The organism is Tahibacter harae, from assembly GCF_024437735.1.
GTDB classification, from domain to species: Bacteria; Pseudomonadota; Gammaproteobacteria; order Xanthomonadales; family Rhodanobacteraceae; genus Tahibacter; species Tahibacter harae.
Genome location: NZ_JANFQO010000004.1, coordinates 51,344 through 76,312, shown reverse-complemented (window position 1 = coordinate 76,312; position 24,969 = coordinate 51,344). Strand labels below are relative to the sequence as shown.

Sequence of the window (24,969 nt, the reverse complement as noted above, 5' to 3'; positions counted from 1 at the left end):
CGGCGGCCGCGGAAACAGGTGGTCCAGGTGGCGCTAGTCCGGCGCGCCGTTATTTTTCATCGTGCCCATAGCGCACCGGCCGCTGTCAAGTAGCCGCCGGCCGGCCGCGCCCGCCGGGCGCGCCGCCGCGGCGTCCGCGACCATGGGGCGATTTGGCAGCACGTTCAAGCACTTTGCCAATGAGAAGTACAACCTCCGCGCTGCTGACTGCCGGACACGGCCGGGGCGGCGCGGGTGCCGCGGCGCGGACAATGCTGGCAAGCCCCGCGGTTTGCAACCGGCGCGGCAAGGCAGTGTGAGGATTGCCGGATCGGCGGCAGCTGGCGGGGGATCGGCGAGGCGGTGACGGACGGGGTGTCGCGCGCCGGGCGGCGGTGTGCAGAGCCCGCCGTGCCGTCCCGCGGCGACGGGTGGCGCGGCGACGGTTGCGGCGCCGGCGCGTGCCGCGCACGGCGGCCTCAGCGGCTGCGCTGGTAGCGTCCGCCGCCCAGGCTGTGCACCGCGCCGTCCAGTTCCAGCAGCAGCAACATCGACGACAGTGCGGCCACGGGCTGGGCGCAGCGCAGCGCCAGCTCGTCCACGCTGACCGGGTCGTGGCCCAGGGCGTCCAGTACGGCGGCGTAGTCCGGATCGCGCGCCGCGGCGGCGGGCGAAGGCACGGCGCCCGCGGGCTCGGCGACGGCCAGCCGGTGGCGCAGGCGTTCGCCCAAGGCACGGGCCAGCGGGGCCAGTTCCTCGACGATCTCGGCGCTGGTCTCCACCAGGCGGGCGCCCTGGCGAATCAGCTGATGGCAGCCGCGTGCCAGCGGGTTGTGGATGGAGCCGGGCAGGGCGAACACCTCGCGGCCCTGCTCGCCGGCCAGGCGCGCGGTAATCAGCGAGCCGGACTGGACGCTGGCCTCGACCACCAGCACGCCCAGCGACAGCCCGGCAATGATGCGGTTGCGCCGCGGGAAATGAGCCGGGCGCGCCTCCACGCCAGGCGGAAACTCGCTGACCAGGGCACCGCCGGCGGCGATGCGCGCGGCCAGGGCGCGGTGCTTGCGCGGATACACCAGATCCGGCCCGGTGCCCATCACGGCCAGCGTGGTGCCGCCGGCGTCCAGGGTGGCCGCATGCGCGGCGGCGTCGACGCCGTCGGCCAGGCCGCTGGTGACGGCGAAGCCGGCCGCGGCCAGATGCTGGGCAAAGCTGCGCGCATTGGCCAGGCCGCCGGCGGTGGCGCTGCGCGCGCCGACCACGGCGACCTGGGGCAGCCACAGCAGGGCCGCATCGCCGACCACGAACAGCCCGGGCGGGGCCGCGCCGGTCTCGCGCAGCAGGACCGGGTAGTCGGCGTCATGCCAGGTCAGCAGGCTGTGGGCGGGATCTTCCAACCAGCGCCGGTCGGCGGCGATGCGCGCCGGATCAGGCCGGCGCAGCCAGGCCAGGGCCTCGTCGCCCAGGCGGAATTCGTGGCGCAGCGTTTCCAGCTGCTGCAGGGCTGCGGCGGCGGAGCCGGCGCGGTCGACCAGGCCGCGTACGCTGGCGCCGCCCAGCGGCGCGCGCAGCAATACCAGCCAGGCGTGGGTTTCTGCATCGCTGCGCGGGTCGGCACTCATGGCCGCAGTATAGGCAGCAAAAGAAAAACGGCGCGGACCTGCCGCGCCGTTTTTTCAACTGTGGAGTTTGCGAAGCGGTGCCAGATGTGCCGCTTCCGTCCGGCTTATTCCGGTCCGCGCAGCGTGTCGTCCAGGGTGACCGGCTTGAGCCCGTCCATGATAAGGCCGTAGCTGACCCGGTCGAAGGTGCGGAAGATCATCACATGGCCTACGAACTCCTCCGGCAGGGTGACCTTGGAGTCGTTGGGATTGAAGAACTTGCGCGCGCTGCTTTCCGGATACTTGTAGTGGTCGGTGACGGTGTCGCCGGGGTGGTAGATGCTGTACACCTCGCCGTTTTCCACGCCGTCGGAGGCGCCGCGCGACAGGGCCACGACCTGGCGCGGGCCGACCACTTTCACGGCGTCGGTGGCGGCCAGCACGTTGAAGCTGGTCGGCACGGCGTCGGGGGCGTGCGGCAGGTACTGCGAATCGTAGGGCTTGTCCTCGACCGGCATGATGAGGTCGCTGGCGCGGATCTCGAAGTCCGAATAGGTGACCAGCAGCGAGGCCGGGTTGCCGCTGCGCGTGACCTGGACACTGCCGATGACCTGCACTTCATAACCCAGCACGCGGGCGTTGCGGCCGAACAGGTCCTTGACCGGGTTGTTGCGCCACAACATCTTGTTTTCGCCGCGGAGCGGATCCAGCGGGCGCACGTGCGTGGTCGGCGGCTCGCCGCGCTTGCCTTCGATGGAGTAATAGAGGTTGGTCGGCCGCACCACGACGAAAGCGTCGCCGGCGCGGGCATCCAGGTTGCGCACGTAGATCAGGTTGCCGTTGACCGCGCGCAGCTTGTTTTCCTCGGTTCCCACCACATGTGGCAGGGCCTTGAAGGTGTCTGCGTCGACCACCCGCATGTTCTTGAGGAATTGCTCCAGGTCCTTGAGCGGAATGGGTTTGATCGCCTCGTCCAGCGGTTCGCGGCGGACCCGCGGGCCGTTGGTGCCGAGCTTGACCCCGCCGCCGCCGCCCAGATAGCTCAGGTTGAGCACGTCGCCGGGGTAGATCAGGTGCGGGTTCTCGACCTGGGGATTGGCCTGCCAGATCTCCGGCCACAGCCAGGGTTTCTTGAGGAAGCGGGCGGAAATGTCCCACAAGGTGTCGCCGCGTTTCACCGTATAGGTGTCGGGGTGATCGCTGCGCAGCTCCGATTCGCCGACGGCAAAAGCCGTGAGCGCGACGAGCAATCCGGCAAAAACTGCAGGTAGTTTTTTAAGCATGGCCGCCAATTACCTGATTCCCCAAGGGCAACGTGAGTGTAGCCTAAGTAAATATGCACGCAAGCCGTGCCGGCGGAGGCCGCTGCGGGCGGCCCGGGCGGCGGGGCTGCGGCTCCCCCCGACGCGGACAAATCCGCGTAGAATTTCCGCATGTTACGCGCGCAGCGGAACTCGCTTCCGCCAACTTCCGCGCAAATTCTTCCGAGGTAAGTGGCATGGCCAAGCTGACGATTCTTGAATTTCCCGATGCGCGCCTGCGGACCAAGGCCCAGCCGGTGACCGAATTCGGTCCCGAACTGGCGCGTCTGGTCGCCGACATGTTCGAGACCATGTACGAGGCGCCGGGCATAGGCCTGGCCGCAACCCAGGTCAATGTGCACCGCCAGTTGCTGGTGCTGGATGTCTCCGAGGAAAAGAACCAGCCGCTGGTGCTGATCAATCCGCGCATCCAGGCCAAGGACGGGATCCAGGTCTACCAGGAAGGCTGCCTGTCCGTGCCCGGCATCTACGCCGACGTGGAGCGGGCCAACCAGATCACGGTCGAGGCCGAGGACGCCGGCGGCAAGACCTTCACCCTGCAGGCCGACGGCCTGCTCGCGGTGTGCATACAGCACGAGATGGACCACCTCGCCGGCCGCCTCTTCGTCGACTACCTCTCGCCGCTCAAGCGCGAAATGGTGCGCAAGAAGCTGGAAAAGCAGCGCCGCAGCGCCTGACCGCCCATGAATTCACCGTTGCGCGTGGTGTTCGCGGGGACACCGGAGTTCGCCGTGCCCTGCCTGGCCGCCTGCGCGCAGCCCGGCGTGGAGATCGCCGCGGTCTATACCCAGCCCGACCGTCCGGCCGGGCGCGGCCGCAAGCTCACCCCCAGCCCGGTCAAGCAGGCTGCGCTGGAACGCGGTTTCCGCGTGGAGCAGCCGGAAAATTTCCGCAGCGCCGAAGCGCGCGCGGCGCTGGCCGGCTACGCACCGGATCTGCTGGTCGTGGTCGCCTACGGTCTGATCCTGTCCCAGCGTGTGCTGGATATCCCGCGCTTCGGCTGCTGGAACGTGCACGCCTCGTTGTTGCCGCGCTGGCGCGGCGCCGCGCCCATCCAGCGCGCGGTGCTGGCCGGCGATGCGCAGAGCGGCGTCTGCCTGATGCAGATGGAAAAGGGCCTGGACACTGGTCCGGTCATCGCCTGCAGCGCCACGCCGCTGGCGCCGGATGAGACCGGCGGCTCGCTGCACGATCGTCTCTCCGCGCTGGGCGCCGAATTGCTGGGCACGGAACTGGCGACCCTGGCGCGCACGCGCCTGCGGCCGGCCAGCGAGGTCCAGCCCGCGGACGGCGTGGAATACGCCGCCAAGCTGGACAAGGCCGAGGCGGTGATCCGCTGGAGCGACCCCGCCGTCGCCATCGAACGTCAGGTGCGCGCCTTCGATCCCTGGCCCGTGGCCGAGGCCGAGATCGCCGGCGAACGCCTACGCATCTGGGCCGCCCAGGCCCTGCCGGGCGGCGGCGCTGCCGCACCGGGCAGCCTGGTCGCCGCCGGCCGCGACGGCCTGGACGTGGCCACCGGCGCCGGCCTGCTGCGCATCACTGAAGTGCAGCGCGCCGGCGGCCGCCGCCTGCCGGTGCGCGATTACCTCAACGCCCGCCCCGAGCTGCGTTCCGCGCCCGCATGAACACCGACGTGCGCGCCGTCGCGGCACAGGCCCTGGACCAGATCGCCCGCGGCGGCGTCTCGCTGCGCAGCGCCTTCGCCCAGGCCGCGCCGCGGCTGGCGGATGCGCGCGACCGCGCCCTGCTGTCGGCCCTGCTGCACGAAGGCGCGCGCTGGTGGCTGCGTTACGATGCCGTGCTGGACAGACTGCTGCAGAAGCCGCTGCGCGGACGCGAACCGGTGGTCCACGCGCTGCTGGTGCTGGGCCTGGTGCAGTTGGCCGTGCTCGGCCTGCCCGAATACGCCGCGGTCGCCGGTACGGTGGAGGCCGCGCGCGCGCTCAAGCGGCCGCAGCTGGCCGGCCTGGTCAACGCGGTGCTGCGCCGCTTCCTGCGCGAGCGCGCGGCGCTGGATGCCGCCGTCGGCCGCGACCGCGTCGCGCACAGCGCGCACCCGCCCTGGCTGGTACAGGAACTCGCCGCCGACTGGCCGGACGATATCGACGCCGTGCTCGCCGCCAACAACGCCGCCGCCGCGCTGACCTTGCGCGTGAACCGCCGCCGCGCCAGCCGCGCCGACCTGGTCGAACGCCTCCTCGCCGCCGGCCACGCCGCCGCGCCGCATGCCTGGCTGGCCGATGCGGTCGTGCTGGAGGAAAGCACCGACGTCACCGCGCTGCCCGGCTATGCCCAAGGACATTTCTCGGTACAGGACGGCGCCGCCCAGCTGGCGCCGGAACTGCTGGACTTGGCCGACGGCCAGCGCGTGCTCGACGCCTGCGCCGCGCCCGGCGGCAAGACGGCCCACTGCCTGGAACACCATGCGCTGGACCTGCTCGCCCTGGACCGCGATCCCGAGCGCCTGAACCAGGTGCGCGACAATCTCGCCCGGCTCGGCCTGCAGGCCACGCTGGCCGCCGGCGACGCGGCCGAGCCCCAGGCCTGGTGGGACGGCCGTCCGTTCGACCGCATCCTGCTCGACGCGCCCTGCAGCGCCACCGGCGTGATCCGGCGCCAGCCCGACATCCGCCTGCACCGGCGCGGCGGCGACATCGCCCGTCTGGCCGCCGAGCAGCAGCGCCTGCTCGATGCGCTGTGGCCGCTGCTGCGTCCGGGCGGCCGCCTGGTGTATGCCACCTGTTCGGTGCTGCGGCGCGAGAACCAGCAGCAGATCGAGGCGTTTCTCGCGCGCACGCCGCAGGCGGCCGCGCGCGCAGCGGTGCCGCCGCGCTTCGGCCGGGCGGCGGGGGCGGGGCGGCAGAATCTTCCCGGCGGCGATGGCATGGACGGATTCTTTTATGCCATTGTGGAAAAACAGGCCTGATCTGCGCCGCCTGCGCGGGCCGGCGTTGCTGCTGGCCTTGCTGCTGCAGGGCTGCGCCGCGCCGCAGTCCAGCCTGGATCTCGGCGCCGCGCGCATCGACACCCGCGCCGGCACCGGCCTGCTGGTACTGGAATGCGACTGGCGACCCAGCCCGGAAATGCTCGACGCGCTGGACCACGGCATCCCGCTGACCCTGCAGTTCGAACTGTCGCGCGAACGCCGCGGCGCGCTGGGCTGGCGCGTGCAGCAGCGCGAGACGCACCGCCTGGAGCTGCGCTATTTCCCGCTCACGCGCAACTACCAGCTGCGCGACCTCGGCCGCGAGCTGGTGCGCAGCTTCGGCGTGCGCGCCGCGGCCATCGCCGCGCTCAGCCGCATCGAGCTGCCGCTGGACCAGGCCTCCATCCGCGCCGGCGCCGACGAGCGCCAGAGCGTGCGCATCGAACTCGACACGACCGCCCTGCCGGGCGCGCTGCGCCTGCCGGCGCTGGTGGATCCGGCCTGGCGCCAGGCCGTGGTGGAACGCCTATGGCCTGGTACTCCGGCGGCCTGACCTGGATCACGCGACGCCTGCTGCCGGCCCTGGCGGTGCTGGCCCTGCTCGGCTGCGCGCTGCTGCTGGCCGGCGACGCGGCCAGCGGCAGCAACCGCCTTGGCCGCCTGTATCCGTGGATGCTGGTGTTCGCCAGCGCGGCCCTGCTCACGTTGATCGTCGTCATCGTGCTGCGCCTGCTGCGCCTGGTCGCCGATGCGCGGCGCGAGGTGCCCGGCGCGCGCCTGACCCGGCGCCTGCTGCTGATGCTGATGCTGCTGGCGGTGCCGCCGGTGCTGGTGGTGTACGGCTTCGCGCTGAATTTCCTCAACGCCACCATCGACGCCTGGTTCAACGTGCGCCTGGAACAGTCGCTGGACGATGCGCTGGAAATCGGCCGCCTGTACGTGGACGAGCGCCTGCGCATCAGCCAGCAGGCCAGCGCCGGCCTGGCCGCGAAGCTGGAGACGCAGGCCGACGACGAGATGCAGGGCGCGCTGGACGACGTGATCGACGAACTCGGCGCCACCCAGCTCACCGTGTTCGGCGACAACGCGACGGTGATCGCCACGGCGAGTTCGGATCCGCGCTTCCTCACGCCGTCCTATCCGGATGCGGCCACGCTGATGCGCCTGTCCGGCGGCGACGGCTATGCCGCGGCCGAGCCCATGGGGGAGCAACTGGTGCTGCGCGTGCTGCGCCGCTTCGGCCACGCCGGCGCGCAGCCGCGCCTGTTGCAGACCCTGTTCCCGCTGCCGCCGCGGCTGCGCCCGCTGACCCAGCGCGTGGAGGCGGCCAGTTTCGATTTCCGCCGCCTGAAATTCCTGCGCGGCTCGCTCAAGCTCACCTTCAGCCTGGTGCTGACCTTCGTGCTGCTGCTGTCCGTGCTGTTCGCCCTGCTCACCGCCTTCGGCGTGGCGCGGCGCCTGGTCGCGCCCATAGGCCGCCTGGCTGCGGCCACGCGCGCGGTCAGCGCCGGCCGCTACGACACGCCGCTGCCGGTGGCCAGCCGCGACGAACTCGGCTTCCTGCTCAACTCCTTCAACCAGATGCAGCGCGAGCTGGAACGCGCCGGCGTGCGCGCCCAGCGCAGCACGCAGGAATCCGAGGCCCAGCGCGCCTACCTGCGCGCCGTGCTGGAACACCTGAGCGCCGGCGTGCTCGGCGTCGACCGCGACGGCGTGCTGCGCACCGCCAACCGTTCCGCCGACACCATCCTCGGCGTGGCCCTGTCGCGCCAGCTGGGCCAGCCGCTGGCCCTGGTGCGCCAGGCGCAGCCCGATCTCGCCCCGCTGATCGACCCGCTGCTGCGCCACCTGCGCGAGAACGCGCGCGAATGGCGCGAGGAAATCGTGCTGGAAGGCGAGGGCGAACGCCGCGTACTGCTGCTGCACGGCACCGAGCTGGTCGGCGGCGGTCCGGAGCATGCGGGCTATGTGGCCGTGTTCGACGATCTCACCCTGCTCAACCGCGCCCAGCGCGATGCGGCCTGGGCCGAGGTGGCACGGCGCCTCGCCCACGAGGTGAAGAATCCGCTGACGCCGATCCAGCTCGCCGCCGAACGCCTGCGCCGGCGCTTCATCGGCCGCCTGCCGGCCGACGACACCGAAGTGATGGACCGCGCCACGCGCACCATCGTCAACCAGGTCGAGGCGCTCAAGGCCCTGGTCAATGCCTTCGGCGACTATGCGCGCCCGCCGCAGCTGTCGACCCGTCCGCTGGCCCTGCATGCGCTGATCGGCGAAGTGCTGGACCTGTACGAGAACGACCAGCGCCTGCAGATCAGCCGCCGCTTCGCCGACGCCGAGCTGATGGTGCGCGCCGACACCGGCCGCCTGCGCCAGCTGCTGCACAACCTGCTCAAGAACGCGCTGGAAGCCATCGGCGACCACGCCAAGCCGCGCATCGAGGTGATTACGGCGCGGGTCGAGGACGGCGGCCGCCACTGGGCCGAGCTGACCATCACCGACAACGGCCCCGGCCTGCCCGATGGCTTCGGCGACCGCTGGTACGAGCCGTATACCAGCAGCAAGTCGCGCGGCACCGGCCTGGGCCTGGCCGTGGTGAAGAAGATCGTCGAGGAACACGGCGGCAGCATCCGCGCCGACAACCGCGCCGGCGGCGGCGCCAGCTTCCGCCTGCGCCTGCCGCTGGATTAGCCGCCAGGTTGCCGCGGTGGCGACAGCGCTGCATTCGTGCCTTTCGGGACAGTTCGACTTTTGCGCAGGCCGCTAGTCTCGGGCGACCACCGCCGCCGGAGAATGCCATGCTGCGCGCGATTGCCGTCGCCTGCCTGCTCGCCTGTGTCGCCGCCTGCCAGCCCCAGGCCGTCCGTCCGCCGGCTGCTGCCGCAGCGGAAAATGCGAGCGAGGCCGACCGCGCCTTCGCCGCGCTGTCGGCGCAGTGGCTGGCCGAATCGTTCCGCCTCGGGCCGGTCGGCGCGACGCTGAGCGGCGAACACCGCTACGATGGCGAGATCGACGATCTTTCCGCGGCGGGCCGGGCCGCTTCCGAGGCGCTGGCGCGGCGCACCCTGGAACAGCTCGCCCGCATCGACCTCGCGCAGCTGTCGCGGGCCAACCAGGTCGACTACCACATCTTGAAGAACCAGGCCGGCTACGACGCCTGGAACGCGGCTTCCTCCCAGCCCTGGGCGTGGAATCCGCTGCTCTATTCCCAGCTCGCCGGCAATGCGCTCTATCTGCTGATGGCGCGCGATTTCGCGCCGCTGTCCCAGCGCCTGCGCAGCGCCGCCGCACGCATGGAAAAACTGCCCCAGCTGCTGCGCGCTGCGCGCGCCAACCTCGATCCGGCGCGCGTGCCGCCGGTGCATGCGCGCATCGCCGCGCAGCAGAACGCCGGCGTGCTGACCATCGTCGATGAGCTGATCCTGCCCGAAGCCGGCGTGCTCGATACGAAGGAGCGTGCGCGCCTGGAGGCCGCGGTCGCCGGCCTGCGTGCTGCCGTCGCCGAGCAGCAGCGCTGGCTGGACGAGGTGCTGGTGCCGAATGCGCGCGGCGACTACCGCGCCGGCGCGCGCGCGTTCGACGAGAAGCTGGCCTTCGCCCTGAATTCGCCGCTGTCGCGTGCCGAGATCCGCCGCCGCGCCGAAGCCGAGCTGCGCCGCGTGCGCTCGGAAATGTATACCTTGTCGCGCGCCATCCTGGCCGCGCGCGGCGGTGCCGCTTCGTATCCCGCCGCGCCGGTCGGCCGCGCCCAGGAACGCCAGGTCATCAGCGCTGCGCTGGCGCTGGCCGCGGCCGAGCGGCCGGGCCGCGAAGGCCAGATCGCCGAAGCCGAAGCCGCCCTCGCCGAGACCACCGCCTTCGTGCAGCAGAAAGACCTCATCACGCTGCCCGACGCGCCGCTCAAGATCGCATTGACGCCGAAATTCCAGCGCGGCGTGGCCCTGGCCACCTGCGAGCCGCCGGGACCGCTGGAACGGCACCTGCCCACCTTCTACCTGATCTCGCCGGTGCCCGAGGAATGGACCGCTGCGCAGGCCGATTCCTACCTGCGCGAGTACAACACGCGCTCCATCCGCGAACTGACCGTGCACGAGGCCATGCCCGGCCATTACGTGCAGATGTGGCACAGCAACGGTTATGCCTCGCCGCTGCGCGCGGTGCTGTGGTCGGGGCCGTTCGTCGAGGGCTGGGCCTGGTATACGCAGAACATGATGGTGGAGGAAGGCTACCGCGGCGACGATCCGCTGTTCCGCCTGGTGCATCTGAAATGGCTGTTGCGCGGCATCAGCAACGCCATCGTCGACCAGCTGGTCCATGTGGACGGCGCCAGCCGCGAGGACACGGTGCGCTTCATGATCGAGGAAACTTTTCAGGAAGAACGCGAGGCGGCCGAGAAATGGACCCGGGCACAGCTGGAAGCGGTACAGCTGTCGACCTATTTCGTCGGCGCTGAGGAATGGATCGCGCTGCGGCGCGAGGCGCAGCAGCGCGCGGGCGGCGGCTTCGATCTCAAGCGCTACCACGACGCCGTGCTGTCCTACGGCGCGCCGCCGGTGCGCTTCACCCGCGCGTTGTACCTGGGCGAACCCATACGCTGAGCGGCGGCCGAGAAGGGCTTAACACGGGGCCGCTATACTGCGCGCCCCGTTGCCCCAAGCCTGCCTGACCATGTTCCAGTCCCCGCTGACGCCGCGCCAGCAGTTGTGGCTGTTTTTCGCCGTCGCCCTGGTCGTACTCGCCGCGGGCATGGGCCTGCGCGATCCCTGGCCGGCGGACGAGCCGCGCTTCGCCCTGGTCGCCAAGTACATGGTCGAATCCGGCAACTGGCTGATCCCGCACCGCGGCAGCGAGCTGTATTCGGACAAGCCGCCGCTGTTCATGGCCAGCCAGGCGTTTTTCTACACGCTGACCGGCAACTGGCGCATCGCCTTCCTGCTGCCGTCGCTGCTGGCCGGGCTGGGCATGCTGGGCCTGGTCTACGACCTGGGCCGGCGCCTGTGGAACCACAAGGTCGGCCTCTACGCCGCCGCTGCGCTGCTGTGCGCCTTCCAGTTCGTCTACCAGGCCAAGCGGGCGCAGATCGACCCCACGGTCTGCTTCTTCATCACCCTGGCCAATTACGGCCTGCTGCGCCATTTCCTGCTCGGGCCGGACTGGCGCGCCTACTGGCTGGGCTGCTTCGCTGCCGGCCTGGGCGTAATCACCAAGGGCGTCGGCGTGCTCGCGCTGCTGATGTTCCTGCCCTATCTGTTCGCGCGCTGGAAGGACTGGCCCGGTGTCAGCCGCACCCAGGGCAGCGCCGGACGCTGGCTGCTCGGCGCCGTCGCCTTCCTCGCCGCGATCTCGCTGTGGCTGGGGCCGATGCTGTATGCGGTGCTGGCGCAGAACGCGCCGGAATACCGCGCCTACATGGACGACATCCTGTTCCGCCAGACCGCCGGCCGCTACGCCAGATCCTGGGATCACCACCAGCCGCCCTGGTACTACGTCCAGGTGATCGCGTTCGCCTGGCTGCCGCTGTCCCTGGCCCTGCCCTGGGCGGTGCCGCGCTGGCGCGACGCGCTGCGCGCCCGCGATGCGCGCGTGTTGCTGCCGTTGGCCTGGATCGTACTGATTGTGCTGTTCTTCACTTTTCCGCGCGGCAAGCGCGATGTCTACATCATGCCGGCGCTGCCGCTGTTCGCGCTGCTGCTGGGTGCGCAGCTGGAAGACATCGCACAGCGGCCCTGGCTGCGCCGCGTCGTGCTGGGCTTCGTCGCCGCGCTGGGCGCACTGTTCCTCGTCGGCGGCATCCTCGCCTGGAGCGGGCATCTGGCTGCGGCCAACCGCCTGGTCGAGCAGCGCGGACTGGGCGCCGGCGGCGCGGTGCTGTGGGGCTTCGTGATCGCGGTCGGCGCGGTATCGCTGGTTGCGGCATTGTGGCTGCGCACGCGGCGCGCCCTGCTTGCGCTGGCGATCAGCCTGGCCGCGATCTGGCTGGGCAGCAGCTTCTGGGCCTATCCGGTGCTGAACGATTCGACCTCGGCCTCGGCGGTGATGCGCCGCGCCGGTGAACTGATCGGCAAGGACGCGGAACTCGGCCTGGTCGCCTGGAAGGAACAGAACCTGCTGCACGCGGACCGGCCGGCCAAGGACTTCGGCTTCGTCAAGCGCTGGCCGCAGCAGCTGGCCGAAGCCCGGCTCTGGCAGGCCGAGCAGCCGCAGCGGCGCTGGCTGTTCGTGCTGCGCGACGCCTTCGGCCCCTGCGTGGACGCGGACAAGACCGTCTACGCCGGCCATGCCAACCGGCGCGAATGGCATGTGTTCAAGGCCGATGCGTTCCGGCCCGGCTGCGATCCGGCCACGGCCAAGGCGGACGACGGCGGCGATCCCGACGCCGAGTAGCGCGCCGCCGCGGCGCGCCGGCTCCGGTTGCGCCGTATGGCGGTTTCCCGGCGCGGACGATGCGCCGCCTGCGCCGCTGTGGCCACGCCCGCGCCTTGCAATCGCCCCTTGCAGCCGCGGAGGCGGCCGAGCGGCGATCGTGGCTCTCCCGCGTTTTGCAATCCGCGGCGTCGCGCGGCGGCTGGTTGGTCAATTCCGGCCGCGCCGAATTATGCTCAGGCCTACGTTGCGGACCTCGGGAGCAGGGCCATGCAGGACCAGGCAATTCCGCGCAAGACCCCGCAGGGTCAGCGCGAACTCGTTGATCGTCAGCACAAGCTGCATGCACGCTCGCGTTCGCTGCTGATCGCGGTGAACGGTGAGCACAGCGTGGCCGATCTCAAGCGCCAGTTCGCCGCGCTGGGCGACGTGGGCGGCATCCTGGCCGAACTGACCGGGCTGAACCTGATTACGCTGCAGGCCCAGTCCGCCGCCGCTGCCGCGGCGCCGGCCGAGGCCGAACTGCCGCCGCTGCAGCTGGCGCGCGCCTTCATCAACGAAACCGCAGTCGCCGCGCTGGGCTTGCGCGCCTTCCTCTTCACGCTGAAGCTCGAGCGCTGCTATACCAAGGCCGAACTCACCGAACTTCTGCCCGAATACCAGCGTGTGCTGGCCAAGGCCAAGGGCGAGGAATTCGCCGCCGGCATGACGGCGCGGGCGCAGCGCATCCTGGCGCGGGCCTGAGCGTCGCGGCGGCATACGGCGGACCTGGCGCGCCGGCTCGTGCGCGCCGGGCGGCGCGAGTGGGGCGCGCGTCCGGACTGCACGCCGGATTGGCCGCGCGGCGCGGCCGGGGAAATCGCGCTCAGGCGATGCGCTGGCCGCGGTTGAGCAGCCACAGCTTGATGAATTTCTGGCGCACGTAGTTGGCCTCGACCCAGGCGTAGATCAGCCCGCGCCAGCCGTCGAGAAAGCCCGCGCGCAGCACGAAGCCGCGCACGAAGCGCCAGCCCGGATTCACGACAAGGTTGAGCAGCCGCGCGCGCCGGCCGCGCGCCTGGTCGTGTTCGGCCATGAGCTGGGCGTAGCGTTCCAGCCGGCGCAGCTGGTCGGCCAGGGAACGGTAGGCGCGGTGTTCCAGATCGCCGGCCAGGCGTTCGACCGGGCCGTCCACGCTGACGTGTTCATGGATCTCGCGCTCGCCGCGCCAGCCGCCGCGGCGGCGGTCGAACAGGCGCAGCACGCGGTCGGGATAGGCGTTGCCGTGGCGCAGGAAGGCGCCGAAATATTCGGTGCAGCGGGCGAAGCGGTAGCCGGCGGCGGCAAAGCCCGCGGCGCGCGCGGCCAGGATCGCGGCGCGCAGTTCCGGTGTCACGCGCTCGTCCGCGTCCAGGCACAGCACCCAGTCGTGGGCGGCCTGCTGCACGGCGAAATCCTTCTGCCGGCGGTAGCCGTCGAAGGCGCGCGTGAGTACGCGCGCGCCCAGCGCCGCGGCGCGTTCGGCCGTGCCGTCGCTGGAGCCGGAATCCACCACGACAATCTCGTCGCAGAAATCCAGCGAAGCCAGGCAGGCCTCGATGCGGTCGGCTTCGTTGAAGGTGATGATGCAGGCCGTGAGGCCGGGGCGGGCGAGATCGGACATGGCGGGCGAGAGTAGCAGCCGCGCGGCGCCGGCCCAAACCTGTCGGTGCGGGGAATCTCAGGCGCGCCTAACGGACGGTCATGGAGGGCGCTGCTAGAATGCGGCGAATTTCTCCCAGCCGCTTGCACATGCCGCCAACGATGCGTCCGAACCTGGTTCCGCCGGCCTGGTTGTTGCTTTGGTTCGCCGTCGCCCTGTTTGCGATTTTCCAGCATGGCCCGCTGCCGCTGTATTCCACCCGTACCCTGGGCGTGGCCTGGGAAATGTGGAATCAGCACGGTTTCCTGGTTCCCCACATCAACGGCCATGCCTACAGCCACAAGGTGCCGCTGCTGTTCTGGCTGATCCACGCCGGCTGGGCGGTGGCCGGCGTCAACGATGTCTGGCCGCGCGTGCTGCAGGTGCTGATCGGCGCGGCCTGGCTGCTCGCCGCGACGGCGCTGGCGCGCCGCGTCTATGCGCTGCGCCCGGCGGTGGCGCGGTTCACGCCGTGGTTCCTGATCGCGCTGGCGTATTCCTTCCTGTTCGGCCTGCAGATCATGTACGAGGTACTGCTGGCGCTGTGGGTCGCGCTGGCCCTGGCCGCGCTGGCGGGACGGCCGCGCTGGGGCTGGTTCGCCGTGGCCGTGGGCGCGGGCCTGATGACCAAGGGCCCGGTGATGCTGCTGCACGTGGCCTTTCCGCTGCTGCTGGGCCCCTGGTGGAGCGAATACGCCCGCGCCGACCGTGCCGGCTGGTACCGCCGCGGCCTGCTGGCCGTGCTTGGCGGCCTGGCCATATTGCTGGCGTGGGTGATCCCGGCGGCGATCGTCGGCGGCGAGGAATACCGCCACGAACTGCTGTTCATGCAGACCGCCGGCCGCGTGGTCGACAGCTTCGACCATGCGCGTCCGCTGCTGTGGTACCTGCCCATGCTCGGCGTGCTGCTGTTCCCGTGGATAGGCTGGCTGCGCCTGTGGCATGCGGGTTTCACCCTGCGCCGCCCGCTGGGCGACGGCGAGCGCTTCCTGATTGCCTGGCTGGTGCCGACCTTCGCCGTTTTCTCCCTGATTTCCGGCAAGCAGGTGTACTACCTGCTGCCCCTGTTGCCCGGTGCCGCCATGGCCCTGGCCTGCCTGATCGCGCGGCAGCAGGCCGCCGGCAGCGGCAAGGGCTGGCGCTGGGGAGCCTGGCCGCTGGCCCTGGCCGCGCTGGCCTTCGCCGCGGTCCTGTTCCTGCTGCCGGTGTGGCAAGCCAGCGGCCGCATGCATTCGCACTGGCTGCACGACGCGGCCGCGTTGAGTCCCTGGTTCGCGGTCGGCTTCGTCGCCCTGGGCCTGTTGCTGCTGTTGCCCGGCGAAGGCGAAAAGGAACTGCACCGCATCGCCGGTGCCAGCCTGCTCGGCGTCGCGCTGGCGCATTCGCTGTTCGCCCAGGCCCTGTTCCACAACTACGACCTGACCCCGACTGCCGACCTGCTGCAGCGCCTGCAGGCGGCGGGCCGGCCCATCGCCAATGTCGGCGCCTACGAAGGCCAGTTCCACTACCACGCGCGGCTCAGCGGCAGCATCGCGGAAATCCGCAACGACGACATCGGCGCCTGGGCCAAGGCCCATCCCGATGGCGTAGTGGTGCGCTATCCGGCCAGGCTGGACCCGCGCGCCCGGCGCTTCGCCCTGCTGATCCAGCCGTTCCGCTCGCGCTGGCTGGAAGTATGGGACGCGACCACCGTGGCCGCCGTCGAGGCCGGCCAGACGCCGGCGGAGCCGGCGCAGCGGACGGCCTTGTATCCGCCGGATTACTGGCGGTATGGGGAGCCGGTGGAGAGGGATGGGGATTGAGCTGGGATCTCAGGATTCGGGATTCGCAGGGAGTGCGCGGCGGAATCCGAGGTTTCTGGCACGTGAAATTTGCCGGATTTCTTCGAGAAGAAGCGGAAGCTCCCTCTCCCCAGCAGCGTTTGGGGAGAGGGCTGGGGGCAACGATCAACGCGCCTCGCCCGTTGGATTTTCGCCAAAACCTTCAACACGCGAAGCGCCGGCGAAACCCGGAGTCCCTCGCGACGGAAGCGTCGCCCCTCGCCCAACCCTCTCCCCAAGCGCGTAAACGCGCTTGGGGAGAGGGCTTTTGCTTCATGCGGCGCACCCGCGCCGCCAACGAGCCAAGACCAACCCCGAATCCTCGAATCCCCGAATTACAACGCCCGCAGAAAACTCACCAGATCCTTCTTCTCTTCCCCGCTGAGCCTGGTCTCCAGCACCAGGTTGAAGAACTCCACGGTGTCATCCAGCGTCAGCAGCCGGTCGTCGTGCAGGTAGGGCGGTGAATCCTTGATGCCGCGCAGCGGGAAGGTCTTGATCGGGCCGTCGGCGCTGGCGAGGCGGCCGTTGATGGTCTTCTCCTTGAAGAAGCGTTCCACTTGCAGGTTGTGCATCAGGTTGTCGGTGTAGTACGGCGGCGTGTGGCAGGTGGAACATTTGCCTTTGCCGAAAAATACCTCCTGTCCGCGCAGCTCGGCTTCGCTGGCTTTCTTCGGGTCGAGTTTTCCGTCGACCGCGAGCTTGGGCGCGGGCGGGAAGTCGAGCAGGGCCTGGAATTCGGCCATGAAATGCACCTGGCTGCCGCGTTCGAGGATGTTCACGCCTTTCTTGGTCGCGATCACCGGATCGCCGTCGAAATAGGCGGCGCGCTGCTCGAATTCGGTGAAATCCTCGACGGTCTTGAGCGCGCGCTGCGAGCCGAACAGGCGCTGCACGTTCACCCCGCGCAGGCTGGGTGTGTCTATGCGGTGGCGGTGCTCCTGCGGCCTTATGTCGCCGACGAGATGGGTGGCGGCGTTGGTATGGCCGTTGGCATGGCAGTCGAAACAGGCGACGCCGAAGCTGGCCTTGGCCGAGCGGCGGTCCGCCGTGAGGTTGAACTGCTGCTGCGGGAACGGCACCACCAGCAGGCGCAGGCCTTCGAGCTGCTTGGGGTTGAGGATGCCGTTGAACAGTTCATAGAAATTGTCCGAGGTGACCAGCTTGCCGCGCGACACGTCGCCCAGATCCGGCCGCGTGGTCAGGTAGATCGGCGCGGGGAACTCGGGCAGCAGGTGATCGGGAAAATCGAAGTCCAGATCGAAGCGTGTCAGATCGCGCAGGGTCTGCTGCTTGACCTCGTTGATCTGGAACTGCGGGAACAGCATGCCGCCTTCGGCCTGGTTGGGATGCGGCAGCGGGAAAAAGCCTTCCGGCCAGAGGTTGCGGTTCTTGATTTCCTCTGGACTCAGCGCGGCCAGGCTGTCCCAGCTGCTGCCGTTCCTGAGCTTCACGCGCACGCCTTCCTGCACCGGCTTGCCGCGGCTCATGGTCACGCCGGCGGCGGGACGGTCGGCGAGGTCGTAGCGTTCGCGCAGCAGGTTGGCGTGGCGCTGCTGTATACCCGGCTTCTGCGCACGCATGCGGTTCATGACGGTGGCGAAATCTTCCTCGACCACGGGCATGTAGCTGCTGGGCCTGCTCGCGGGCCTGGCATCTTCGGTGGATTGCGCCTGGGCGCTGCTGCCCAGGGCTAAAAACAGGGTCAGACTGGCTATCCGGTGGAATTGCGCGGACCTGTTCATGGTGGTGCTCCCGAGTGGTGAAAAGCGGAAGTCCCCTGAAGCCGCGTCACCGCGGCCTGGTTGAGCATGGTCCTGTGTGCAGATGTATGCCAATTGCTGCTGTCGATGAATTCCATCGATGCCGCCTATCGAGGGCAGCGCCGGTTGCCCGCCGCTGCTTTGCCGGTCGGCCGCTGTCGTGATGCCGGGCCCTGCGGTTACAGTCGTAGCCATTCGCGGTGATGGCACGGGGGAGCCATGGACATGCAGGTGCGGCGCAGCGGCCTCGGCCTACGCAGCGCCCTGGGGTTGATCACGCTGGTCAGCGTGGCGTTGCCGGCTTTGCTCCTGTTCGGCCTAACCATAAGCACGTATCAGAGCTACTACCCGCCATCGCCACCGCCCGCTCATCTCGTCCTCGATGGCCCGACCTACGGTCCGCTGACCGGATCGGAGATGGCATGGACTGTGTTCGGCGCGTTGCTGCTCACGGCGATGATCGTGTCGGCCCTGGGCCTGTGGTCGCGCTTCCGTTGCTTCGCCCCGATCCTGGCACTTGCAACCACCACGATCGCCGTATTGTGCGGCGCGGACATGGTCATCTGCGCAATGCAGCAGGGCAGCAGCTGCGAGCTGCTCTTTCACCTGGATTTGAGCTGGATTTTCGTCGCCGGCTGGGCCTGTTTCGTCGCGCTGGTCCTGCGGCAGGTCGGCCGCGGCAGCGGCCCTGTCGCAGGCTCCGCAATGTAGCAGCACACCGCGCACGCGCAATGGCACAGGTGCTGCGCGGGCTCGATCAGACACCTAGCGGAATGAACACCCAGTTGGAGTATGCTGCGCCGTCGCATTTTCGCAACAGGGGAGCGAACATGGCATCCGGTCACATCCTGGTCGTCGACGACGAGCCGGATATCCGCAGTCTGGTGCAGGACATCCTGCAGGACGAGGGCTATCAGGTCAGCGTGGCCGAGAACGCCGCGGCGGCGCGGGAGCTGCGCCGGCAGATCCGTCCGGACGCCATCCTGCTGGATATCTGGATGCCCGATACCGACGGCATCAGCCTGCTGCGCGAATGGTCCGAGCGCGGCGGCCTGAGCTGCCCGGTCATCATGATTTCCGGCCACGGCACGGTGGAAACCGCGGTCGAGGCCACCCGCCTGGGCGCCTACGATTTCGTAGAGAAACCGCTGTCCCTGGCCAAGCTGCTGCTGACGGTGGAGCGCGCGCTGGAAGCCAGCCGGCTCAAGCGCGAGAACGAGGGCCTCAAGCGCCAGCTGCCGGTGCCGCTGGAGCCGATTGGATCCTCGCGCGCGATGCAGGCGCTGCGCGCCCAGCTGGAACGCCTGGCCGGCCACGACACTTGGCTGCTGCTCAGCGGCGAGGCCGGCAGCGGCAAGGAATCGCTGGCGCGCTGGCTGCACGAGAAAAGCGCGCGCCGCGGCGGCCCCTTCGTCACCGTCGCGCCGGGTTCCATCGCCCGCGACCACGCTGCGCAGACCCTGTTCGGTTCGGAGGAAAGCGGCGCGGTGCAGCTGGGCCTGCTGGAACAGGCCAACGGCGGCAGCCTGTATCTGGACGAGGTGGCGGAGCTGGATCCGGAACTGCAGCTGCGCCTGTCCTCGACCCTGGAGCGGCGTGCGCTGATCCGCTGCGGCGGGCGCGAGCCGGTGGGCCTGGATGTGCGCGTGATCGCCGCCTCGGCGCAGGACCTGGACGCGCTGGTCGCGGCCGGCCGCTTCCGCGAGGAGCTGTACTACCAGCTCAAGGTCGTGCCGCTGGCGGTGCCCGCGCTGCGCGAGCGCATCGAGGACGTGCCCGAGCTGCTGCAGTACTACGCCGACTTTTTCTCCAATCGCGACAAGTTGCCTTATCGCATTTTCCCGGTGGCGGTGCAGAACCGCCTGCGCAACTACCCCTGGCCGGGCAACCTGCGCGAGCTGCGCAATCTGGTGCAGCGCCTGCTGATCCTGGGCGCGGCGCCGGAAGTGGAACTCAACGAGGTCGAGCAGGCCCTGGGCGGCGGCGCACCGCCGCCGCGCCAGCCGCTGCGCGGCGATGGCTTCGACATCGACTACGGCCTGCCGCTGCGCGAGGCGCGCGAGCAGTTCGAGCGCGTCTACCTGCTGCGCCAGCTGCAGGAGACCGGCGGCAGCGTGGGCAAGCTGGCCAAGCTGGTCGGCATGGAGCGCACCCATCTCTACCGCAAGCTGCGCGACCTGGGCGTGGATGTGAAGGCCGGGGCGCGGGAAGACTGAGGCGATGCAGCCGTCCGATCCGCAAGACCCCCGCCATCTGACCACACTGGCCGACGCCGGCCCGTCCGCTGCGGCGGATGCGGAACTGCCGGCGCAGATCGGGCCGTACCAGATCCTCGGCCTGCTCGGCGAAGGCGCCATGGGCCGGGTCTACCGCGCCCGCGAAAGCCAGCCGCCGCGCGAAGTCGCGCTCAAGGTCATGCACGCGCTGGGACGCAGCGCGCTGGCGCGCTTCCGGCGCGAGGTGGAACTGCTGGCGCAGCTGGAACATCCGGGCATAGCCCGCCTCTACGCCGCCAGCGATGCCGCCGCGGAAAGCACCGGGCCGCCCTGGCTGGCGCTGGAATACGTGCGCGGCCGCGACCTGATCAGCGATGCGCACGAACGCGGCCTGGACCTGGATGCGCGCCTGGTCCGGCTGATCGCGATTTGCCGCGCAGTGCAGTACGCCCACGGCCGCGGCGTGATCCATCGCGACCTCAAGCCCGGCAACATCCTGGTCGATGCCGACGGCCAGCCCAAGGTGCTGGATTTCGGCATCGCCCGCCTCGCCGACGGGCTTGCGCGCGACATGACCCAGCTCGGCCAGGTGCTGGGCACCGTGCCGTACATGAGTCCGGAGCAGCTGTCCGGCAACAGCGCCGCGGTGGATGCGCGCAGCGACGTCTATGCGCTGGGCTGCATCGCCTACGAACTGCTCAGCGGACGGCTGCCGCATCCGCAGTTGTCCGCCTCTACACTGTTCGAGGCCATCGACATCGTGCGGCACCAGTCGCCGCCGCCGCTGGGCAAGGTCGCCGCGGCCGCGCGCGGCGATCTGGAGACCGTGGTGATGAAGGCCCTGGCGGCCGAGCCGGAGCGGCGCTATGCCTCGGCCGCCGAATTCGCCGCCGACCTGCAGCGCGTGCGCGAGCACCGCCCGGTCGAGGCGCGGCCGCCGACGGTCGGCTACCTCATCGCCCGCTTCGTGCGCCGGCACCGCCTGGCCAGTGCGGCGGCGGCGCTGAGCGTGCTGGCTCTGGTCGTCGCCAGCGTAGTCTCGCTGCGCCTGGCCTGGTCCGAGGCGGCGGCGCGGCGCGAGGCCGAGGCACGCGCGGCCGAGGCCGGCGCGGTCAACGGCTTCCTCCAACGCATGCTGGTCTCGGCCGATCCGGAGCGCAGCCAGGGCGGCGATCTCACCGTGCGCAGCGTGCTCGACGCGGCCCAGGCCGAGCTGGCCCAGGCCGCCCTGCCGCCGCTGGTCGCCGCGCGCGTCAACCTCACGCTCGCCGGCAGTTTCAACAAGCTCGGCGAAGGCGCCCGCGCCGAGGCGCTGTACGCACAGGCGCTGGCCCAGCTCGACGCCGCCGCGCCGCCGGCGCTGCGCGACCAGCTGCTGGTCGGCCAGGCGCGGGCGCTGTACGCGCAGAAGAAATACGCCGCGGCCGAGGCTGTGCTCGCGCCGCTGATCGCGCGGCCGGCCGGCCAGATCGAGGCCGAGACCCAGCTCGACGCCCGCCTGGCCGAAGCCGAGGGCCTGGGTGCCCAGGGCAAATCCGCCGCCGCGGAGGAAAAACTGCGCCCGCTGCTGGAGGACATGCGCCGCGAACTGGGCGAGCAGCACGCGCTGAGCTTGGCCACGGCGCAGAACCTGGGCTCGGTGCTGCGCCTGGCCGGGCGCTATGACGAGGCCATCGCGCTGGCCCGCGGCACGCTCGCGGCGCATCTGCAGCGCTTCGGCCCGGATCATCCTCAGACACTGAACCTGCGCAGCCTGCTGGGCGCCCTGTACGAACTGAAGGAGGACAACGCCGCGGCCGAGGCCGAATTCCGCGGCGTGATCGAGGTGCGTGCGCGCGTGCTCGGCGCGGCCCATCCGGCCACCTTAAACGCACAACAGGCGCTGGCCTCGTTCCTGGTGCGGCGCGGCCAGGCCGACGCGGGCATCGCGCTGATCCGCGACGTGATCGCGGCGCGCCGCCTGCGCGGCGAGGACGATGCGCCCAACAACCTGCTCGCGCGCAATGTGCTGGCCTATGCGCTGGAGGACCAGGGCCGCCTGGCCGAGGCCGAGGCGGAACTGCGCAAGGTGATCGCCGCGCAGAGCCGCGACGGCGGCCCGGCCAACGCCGAGGCCATAGGCCCGCGCAACAACCTCGCCATGCTGCTGCTGAAACAGCAGCGTCCGGCCGACGCGCTGCTGGAATTCGACGCATTGGATAAATGGATGCAGGCCAACCTGCCCGCCGGCCATCCATATTTCGCCATCTTCGCCAGCAACCGCGGCGAATGCCTGGCGCGGCTGGGACGCTGGGACGAGGCGCGCCAGGTACTCGAAGGCGCACATGCGGGCCTGGTCGCCAAGTTCGGCCCCGGCCACGAGCGCAGCCGCACCGCGGCGACGCGCCTGGCCGCGGTCTACCGCCATCAGGGCGACGCCGCCCGCGCCGCGGCGCTGGAAAAGGCGGCCACGCCATGATGCCGCTGCTGCTGGCCCTGCTGGGCGTGCTGCTGCTGGGTTTCGCCGTGTGCTGGCAGCGCGAGCGCCGCGCCCATCGCGCCGCGGTCGCCGCGCTGCAGGCCGAACGTGCCGAGCGCGAGCGCGTCATCGGCGAACAGGCCGCCGCGCAGGAACGCGAACGCATCTACCACGATCTGCACGATGATCTGGGCGCCAAGCTGCTGGGCCTGATCCACGGCGCCAGCACGCCGCAGCAGGCCGACCAGGCGCGCGCGGTGCTGCAGGATCTGCGCGACACGGTGAGCCGTTCGCGCGGCACGCCGGGGAACCTGAGCGACGTACTCGCCGATATCCGCAACGAGGCGCGCCAGCGCCTGGCCGCGGCGTCAATCACGCTGCACTGGAACGAGGCCGACAACCTGCCCGATCCGCCGCTGCGCAGCGAGCAGTCGCTGCACTTGCACCGCATCGTGCGCGAAGCGATCAGCAACACCATCCGCCATGCCGAGGCCGGCAGCTTGCGCGTGCGCGTGGCCCGGCGCGGCGGCGAGCTGCTGCTGGAACTTACCGACGATGGCCACCGCAGCCCCGGCGACGGCCGCGGCACGCGCGGCATGCGCCAGCGCGCGCAGGAGCTGGCCGGCGACATACGCTGGACCGAAGGCACCGCCGGCGGCACCAAGGTGGTGTTGGTATTTCCCTTGCCGGCCGGCGCAGGATAAAAAGGCGCATGGATACGCCACAGCGGGCCTTGGTGGTAGACGATCTCGCCGGCAGCCGCGACTGGCTGGCACGGGCGCTGGCACTGGCGTTTCCGGGCATCGCCGTGCAGCAGGCGGCCAGCCTGGCCGAAGGCCTGGCCTGCCTGGAACCGCCGCCGCCGCTGGCGCTGATCGACCTGGGCCTGCCCGACGGCAGCGGCCTGCGCCTGATCGAGGCGCTGCGCAGCCTGCCCGGTCCTACCTTGTGCATCGTCGCCACCGTGTTCGATGACGACGCGCACCTGTTCCCGGCCCTGCGCGCCGGCGCCGAAGGCTACGTGCTCAAGGACCAGTCGCCGGAACACCTGGCCGAGATGCTGCGCGGCATCGCCGCCGGCCAGCCGCCGCTGTCGCCGTCGATCGCGCGGCGCCTGCTGCGCCATTTCCAGCCCGAGCCGGCGCCGGCGCAGGAAACCGAGGCGCTGACCGCGCGCGAGACCGACGTGCTGCGCCTGATCGCCAAGGGCCTGACCGTGGCCGAATCGGCCGGCGTGCTGGATCTGTCGCGCCACACCGTGGCCGGCTATCTCAAGGCCATCTACCGCAAGCTCAGCGTGAACTCCCGCGCGGAGGCCGCGCTGGAAGCGACGCGGCGCGGCCTTGTGAACAATTTCTGATCGCGCCGGCGTTGTTCACGCCGGTGACGATCCGGTCGGGTTTGGATCCAGAAGTCCACTTGGAACCCGCGCCGGCCTGGACCAGCGCGGGTTCGGTCGGCGCGGCACCGGTCAGGCCGAACGGCGCCACGCCAGCATTCCCGCACTGGCCAGCAGCAGCGCGAGCAGGGTCATGCCGTAGCGGTCCAGGCCCGGCACCGGGCGCTGGGTGACGGCGACACCGCCGCCGTTGCCGACCTGGCCGGAGCCGAAGCCGTCGACATAGACATAACCCGCATGGCCGCTGAGCGAGCAGTCCGCGCCGATCACGGTCAGGCTGATCTGCTGGCCTACCGCGCTGGCCGGCAGCACTGCGTCCACGTTCTGGAACGGCAGGTATTTCCAGCTGCCGGTGCCCTGCTGGAAGGTCACGCCGGGCTGGCCGGAATAGGCGAACTGCTCGAACAGCACGCTGTTGTCGGCGACATTGCGCACGACTACGTAGAAATACGGCTGCTCCTGCGGCGCGTGAGCGGGATCGTCCAGCACCGGCGCAAAGGCGAAGCGCACATGCGGCAGGCCGTCGGCGGGATCGACGTCGGCGGCGGTGATGGTGTCGGTCTGGCTCAGCGTGGTGAGCAGGGCGCCGGTGGCCTCGTCGTTGATCTTGCCGGTGAAGTTGCCCACGCGCGGCAGCACGATCCCGGGCGCGCGCGGATCGGTCATGGCGCCGACCACGCTGGCCGGGCCCGGCGCCCCCGGCGTGATCTGCACGCTGGCGCCGGTGAAGGGCGCGCTGCCGGACAGGCCGGGATTGCTGCCGCCGCCCAGCGTCCAGCCGGTCAGGTTGTTCTGCTCGAAGCCGCCGTTGGTGAAAACGGCCTGGCTGGCGCCGGCGCAGCAGAGCAGGACGGCGGCGGTGATCAGACGGAAACGGTGGCGCATGACTTCTCCAGTGGCGGATGGGTGGCGGACGGGGTTATTCGACGGCCTGCTGCAGGCTGCTGGCGGCGACCAGGCGCAGGCCGGGCAGGCGCTGCTGCGCCGCGGCGAGCAGGGCGCTGCGTTCGTTCGGACTGATTTCGCGCATCAGGTCAAAACCGATGGCGTACTGCCGCGCGCGGCCCAGTTCGGCGCCGCGCAGGCTGCGCGCGATGCAGGGAAAACCGCGGAAACAGGCGCTTTCGTGCACGCGCAGCACCTGGCTGCGCCAGTCCTCGACCTGGCCCGGGCTGGCGCCGGGCGGGAACACGGCGACATAGTCAAAGCGCGTCGCCGGTCCGATCTGGCCCTCGCCGTTTTCGGCGCTGCCGCGCCAGGCCAGCGCGATCAGCACGGAGGCGGCGGCGAGCAGGACCAGGGCCAGTCCGCGCCAGAGCCGGCGCGCAGCGGCGCGCGCCGGCCGCGACGGCGGCAGTGCAACGGGCACAAGCATGGATTTTCCCCTGTGGCGAAGGCCGCGCGGGACATGCCGCGGCCGTACGCCGGCAATGGTAAAAATCCGTCACGGGCTTACCTA

Annotated in this window: 20 protein-coding genes; 14 read left to right on the top strand and 6 right to left on the bottom strand. The window is 70.4% G+C overall.

The genetic code is table 11. The features are described 5' to 3' along the window. Positions 1-458: 458 nt before the first annotated feature. On the bottom strand, positions 459-1,601 hold the full coding sequence (gene dprA / locus NM961_RS05370) for a DNA-processing protein DprA (RefSeq protein ID WP_255912412.1): 1,143 nt from the start codon (positions 1,599-1,601) through the stop codon (positions 459-461). Between the two features lie 104 nt (positions 1,602-1,705). After that, positions 1,706-2,863 (bottom strand): LysM peptidoglycan-binding domain-containing protein, encoded by a 1,158-nt coding sequence (locus NM961_RS05365; RefSeq protein WP_255912409.1) that lies wholly within the window; start codon positions 2,861-2,863, stop codon positions 1,706-1,708. Positions 2,864-3,078: 215 nt separating this feature from the next. Between NM961_RS05365 and def the strand changes: the two genes are divergently transcribed. From def to NM961_RS05325, 8 genes are all read left to right on the top strand, one after another. Continuing rightward, positions 3,079-3,579, top strand: a complete 501-nt coding sequence (gene def, locus NM961_RS05360; RefSeq protein ID WP_255912406.1) for a peptide deformylase — start codon at positions 3,079-3,081, stop codon at positions 3,577-3,579. A 6-nt stretch (positions 3,580-3,585) separates the two neighbouring features. Next, positions 3,586-4,530, top strand: coding sequence for a methionyl-tRNA formyltransferase (gene fmt / locus NM961_RS05355; protein WP_255912403.1), 945 nt, complete (start codon positions 3,586-3,588; stop codon positions 4,528-4,530). After that, complete coding sequence (gene rsmB / locus NM961_RS05350; protein WP_255912401.1) at positions 4,527-5,831, top strand: 16S rRNA (cytosine(967)-C(5))-methyltransferase RsmB; 1,305 nt, start codon at positions 4,527-4,529, stop codon at positions 5,829-5,831. The genes fmt and rsmB overlap by 4 nt, the downstream gene beginning before the upstream one ends. Further along, positions 5,806-6,384, top strand: coding sequence for a DUF4390 domain-containing protein (locus NM961_RS05345; protein ID WP_255912399.1), 579 nt, complete (start codon positions 5,806-5,808; stop codon positions 6,382-6,384). Before rsmB ends, NM961_RS05345 begins: the two co-directional genes overlap by 26 nt. Further along, positions 6,360-8,522, top strand: a complete 2,163-nt coding sequence (locus NM961_RS05340; RefSeq protein WP_255912397.1) for a sensor histidine kinase — start codon at positions 6,360-6,362, stop codon at positions 8,520-8,522. The genes NM961_RS05345 and NM961_RS05340 overlap by 25 nt, the downstream gene beginning before the upstream one ends. 107 nt (positions 8,523-8,629) lie before the next feature. Continuing rightward, positions 8,630-10,429 carry a DUF885 domain-containing protein gene (locus tag NM961_RS05335; RefSeq protein WP_255912395.1) on the top strand — a complete coding sequence of 600 codons (1,800 nt, stop codon included), beginning with the start codon at positions 8,630-8,632 and terminating at the stop codon, positions 10,427-10,429. A 70-nt stretch (positions 10,430-10,499) separates the two neighbouring features. After that, entirely contained in the window at positions 10,500-12,215 is a 1,716-nt protein-coding gene (locus NM961_RS05330) for an ArnT family glycosyltransferase (RefSeq protein WP_255912393.1), read from the top strand. Positions 12,216-12,464: 249 nt separating this feature from the next. Then, entirely contained in the window at positions 12,465-12,938 is a 474-nt protein-coding gene (locus NM961_RS05325; protein ID WP_255912382.1) for a hypothetical protein, read from the top strand. 121 nt (positions 12,939-13,059) lie between these two features. Here NM961_RS05325 and NM961_RS05320 read toward each other — a convergent pair whose 3' ends face one another. Continuing rightward, positions 13,060-13,836, bottom strand: a complete 777-nt coding sequence (locus NM961_RS05320) for a glycosyltransferase family 2 protein (RefSeq protein ID WP_255912380.1) — start codon at positions 13,834-13,836, stop codon at positions 13,060-13,062. Between the two features lie 140 nt (positions 13,837-13,976). On the opposite strand from NM961_RS05320, the gene NM961_RS05315 reads away from it, so the two are divergent. Next, on the top strand, positions 13,977-15,656 hold the full coding sequence (locus tag NM961_RS05315; protein WP_255912378.1) for an ArnT family glycosyltransferase: 1,680 nt from the start codon (positions 13,977-13,979) through the stop codon (positions 15,654-15,656). Between the two features lie 353 nt (positions 15,657-16,009). On the opposite strand, the gene NM961_RS05310 is transcribed toward NM961_RS05315, so the two are convergent. Next, positions 16,010-17,419, bottom strand: a complete 1,410-nt coding sequence (locus NM961_RS05310; protein WP_255912375.1) for a hypothetical protein — start codon at positions 17,417-17,419, stop codon at positions 16,010-16,012. 237 nt (positions 17,420-17,656) lie between these two features. Between NM961_RS05310 and NM961_RS05305 the strand changes: the two genes are divergently transcribed. The 5 genes from NM961_RS05305 (at position 17,657) to NM961_RS05285 (ending at position 23,471) form a co-directional block, all read left to right on the top strand. Further along, a complete protein-coding gene (locus tag NM961_RS05305; RefSeq protein ID WP_255912373.1) occupies positions 17,657-18,148 on the top strand; it encodes a hypothetical protein in 492 nt (163 codons plus the stop codon). A gap of 119 nt (positions 18,149-18,267) precedes the next feature. After that, positions 18,268-19,653 carry a sigma-54-dependent transcriptional regulator gene (locus NM961_RS05300; protein WP_255912370.1) on the top strand — a complete coding sequence of 462 codons (1,386 nt, stop codon included), beginning with the start codon at positions 18,268-18,270 and terminating at the stop codon, positions 19,651-19,653. 4 nt (positions 19,654-19,657) lie between these two features. Then, positions 19,658-22,111, top strand: a complete 2,454-nt coding sequence (locus NM961_RS05295) for a serine/threonine-protein kinase (RefSeq protein WP_255912368.1) — start codon at positions 19,658-19,660, stop codon at positions 22,109-22,111. Continuing rightward, positions 22,108-22,815: a sensor histidine kinase gene (locus tag NM961_RS05290; RefSeq protein WP_255912366.1), complete on the top strand. Its 708-nt coding sequence runs from the start codon at positions 22,108-22,110 to the stop codon at positions 22,813-22,815. The genes NM961_RS05295 and NM961_RS05290 overlap by 4 nt, the downstream gene beginning before the upstream one ends. An 8-nt stretch (positions 22,816-22,823) precedes the next feature. Beyond that, on the top strand, positions 22,824-23,471 hold the full coding sequence (locus tag NM961_RS05285; RefSeq protein WP_255912364.1) for a LuxR C-terminal-related transcriptional regulator: 648 nt from the start codon (positions 22,824-22,826) through the stop codon (positions 23,469-23,471). 111 nt (positions 23,472-23,582) lie between these two features. Here NM961_RS05285 and NM961_RS05280 read toward each other — a convergent pair whose 3' ends face one another. Together NM961_RS05280 and NM961_RS05275 are read right to left on the bottom strand one after the other, a co-directional pair. Next, positions 23,583-24,395 (bottom strand): carbohydrate binding domain-containing protein, encoded by an 813-nt coding sequence (locus tag NM961_RS05280; protein WP_255912362.1) that lies wholly within the window; start codon positions 24,393-24,395, stop codon positions 23,583-23,585. A gap of 34 nt (positions 24,396-24,429) precedes the next feature. Then, positions 24,430-24,885, bottom strand: coding sequence for a hypothetical protein (locus NM961_RS05275; protein ID WP_255912360.1), 456 nt, complete (start codon positions 24,883-24,885; stop codon positions 24,430-24,432). Positions 24,886-24,969 lie beyond the last annotated feature (84 nt).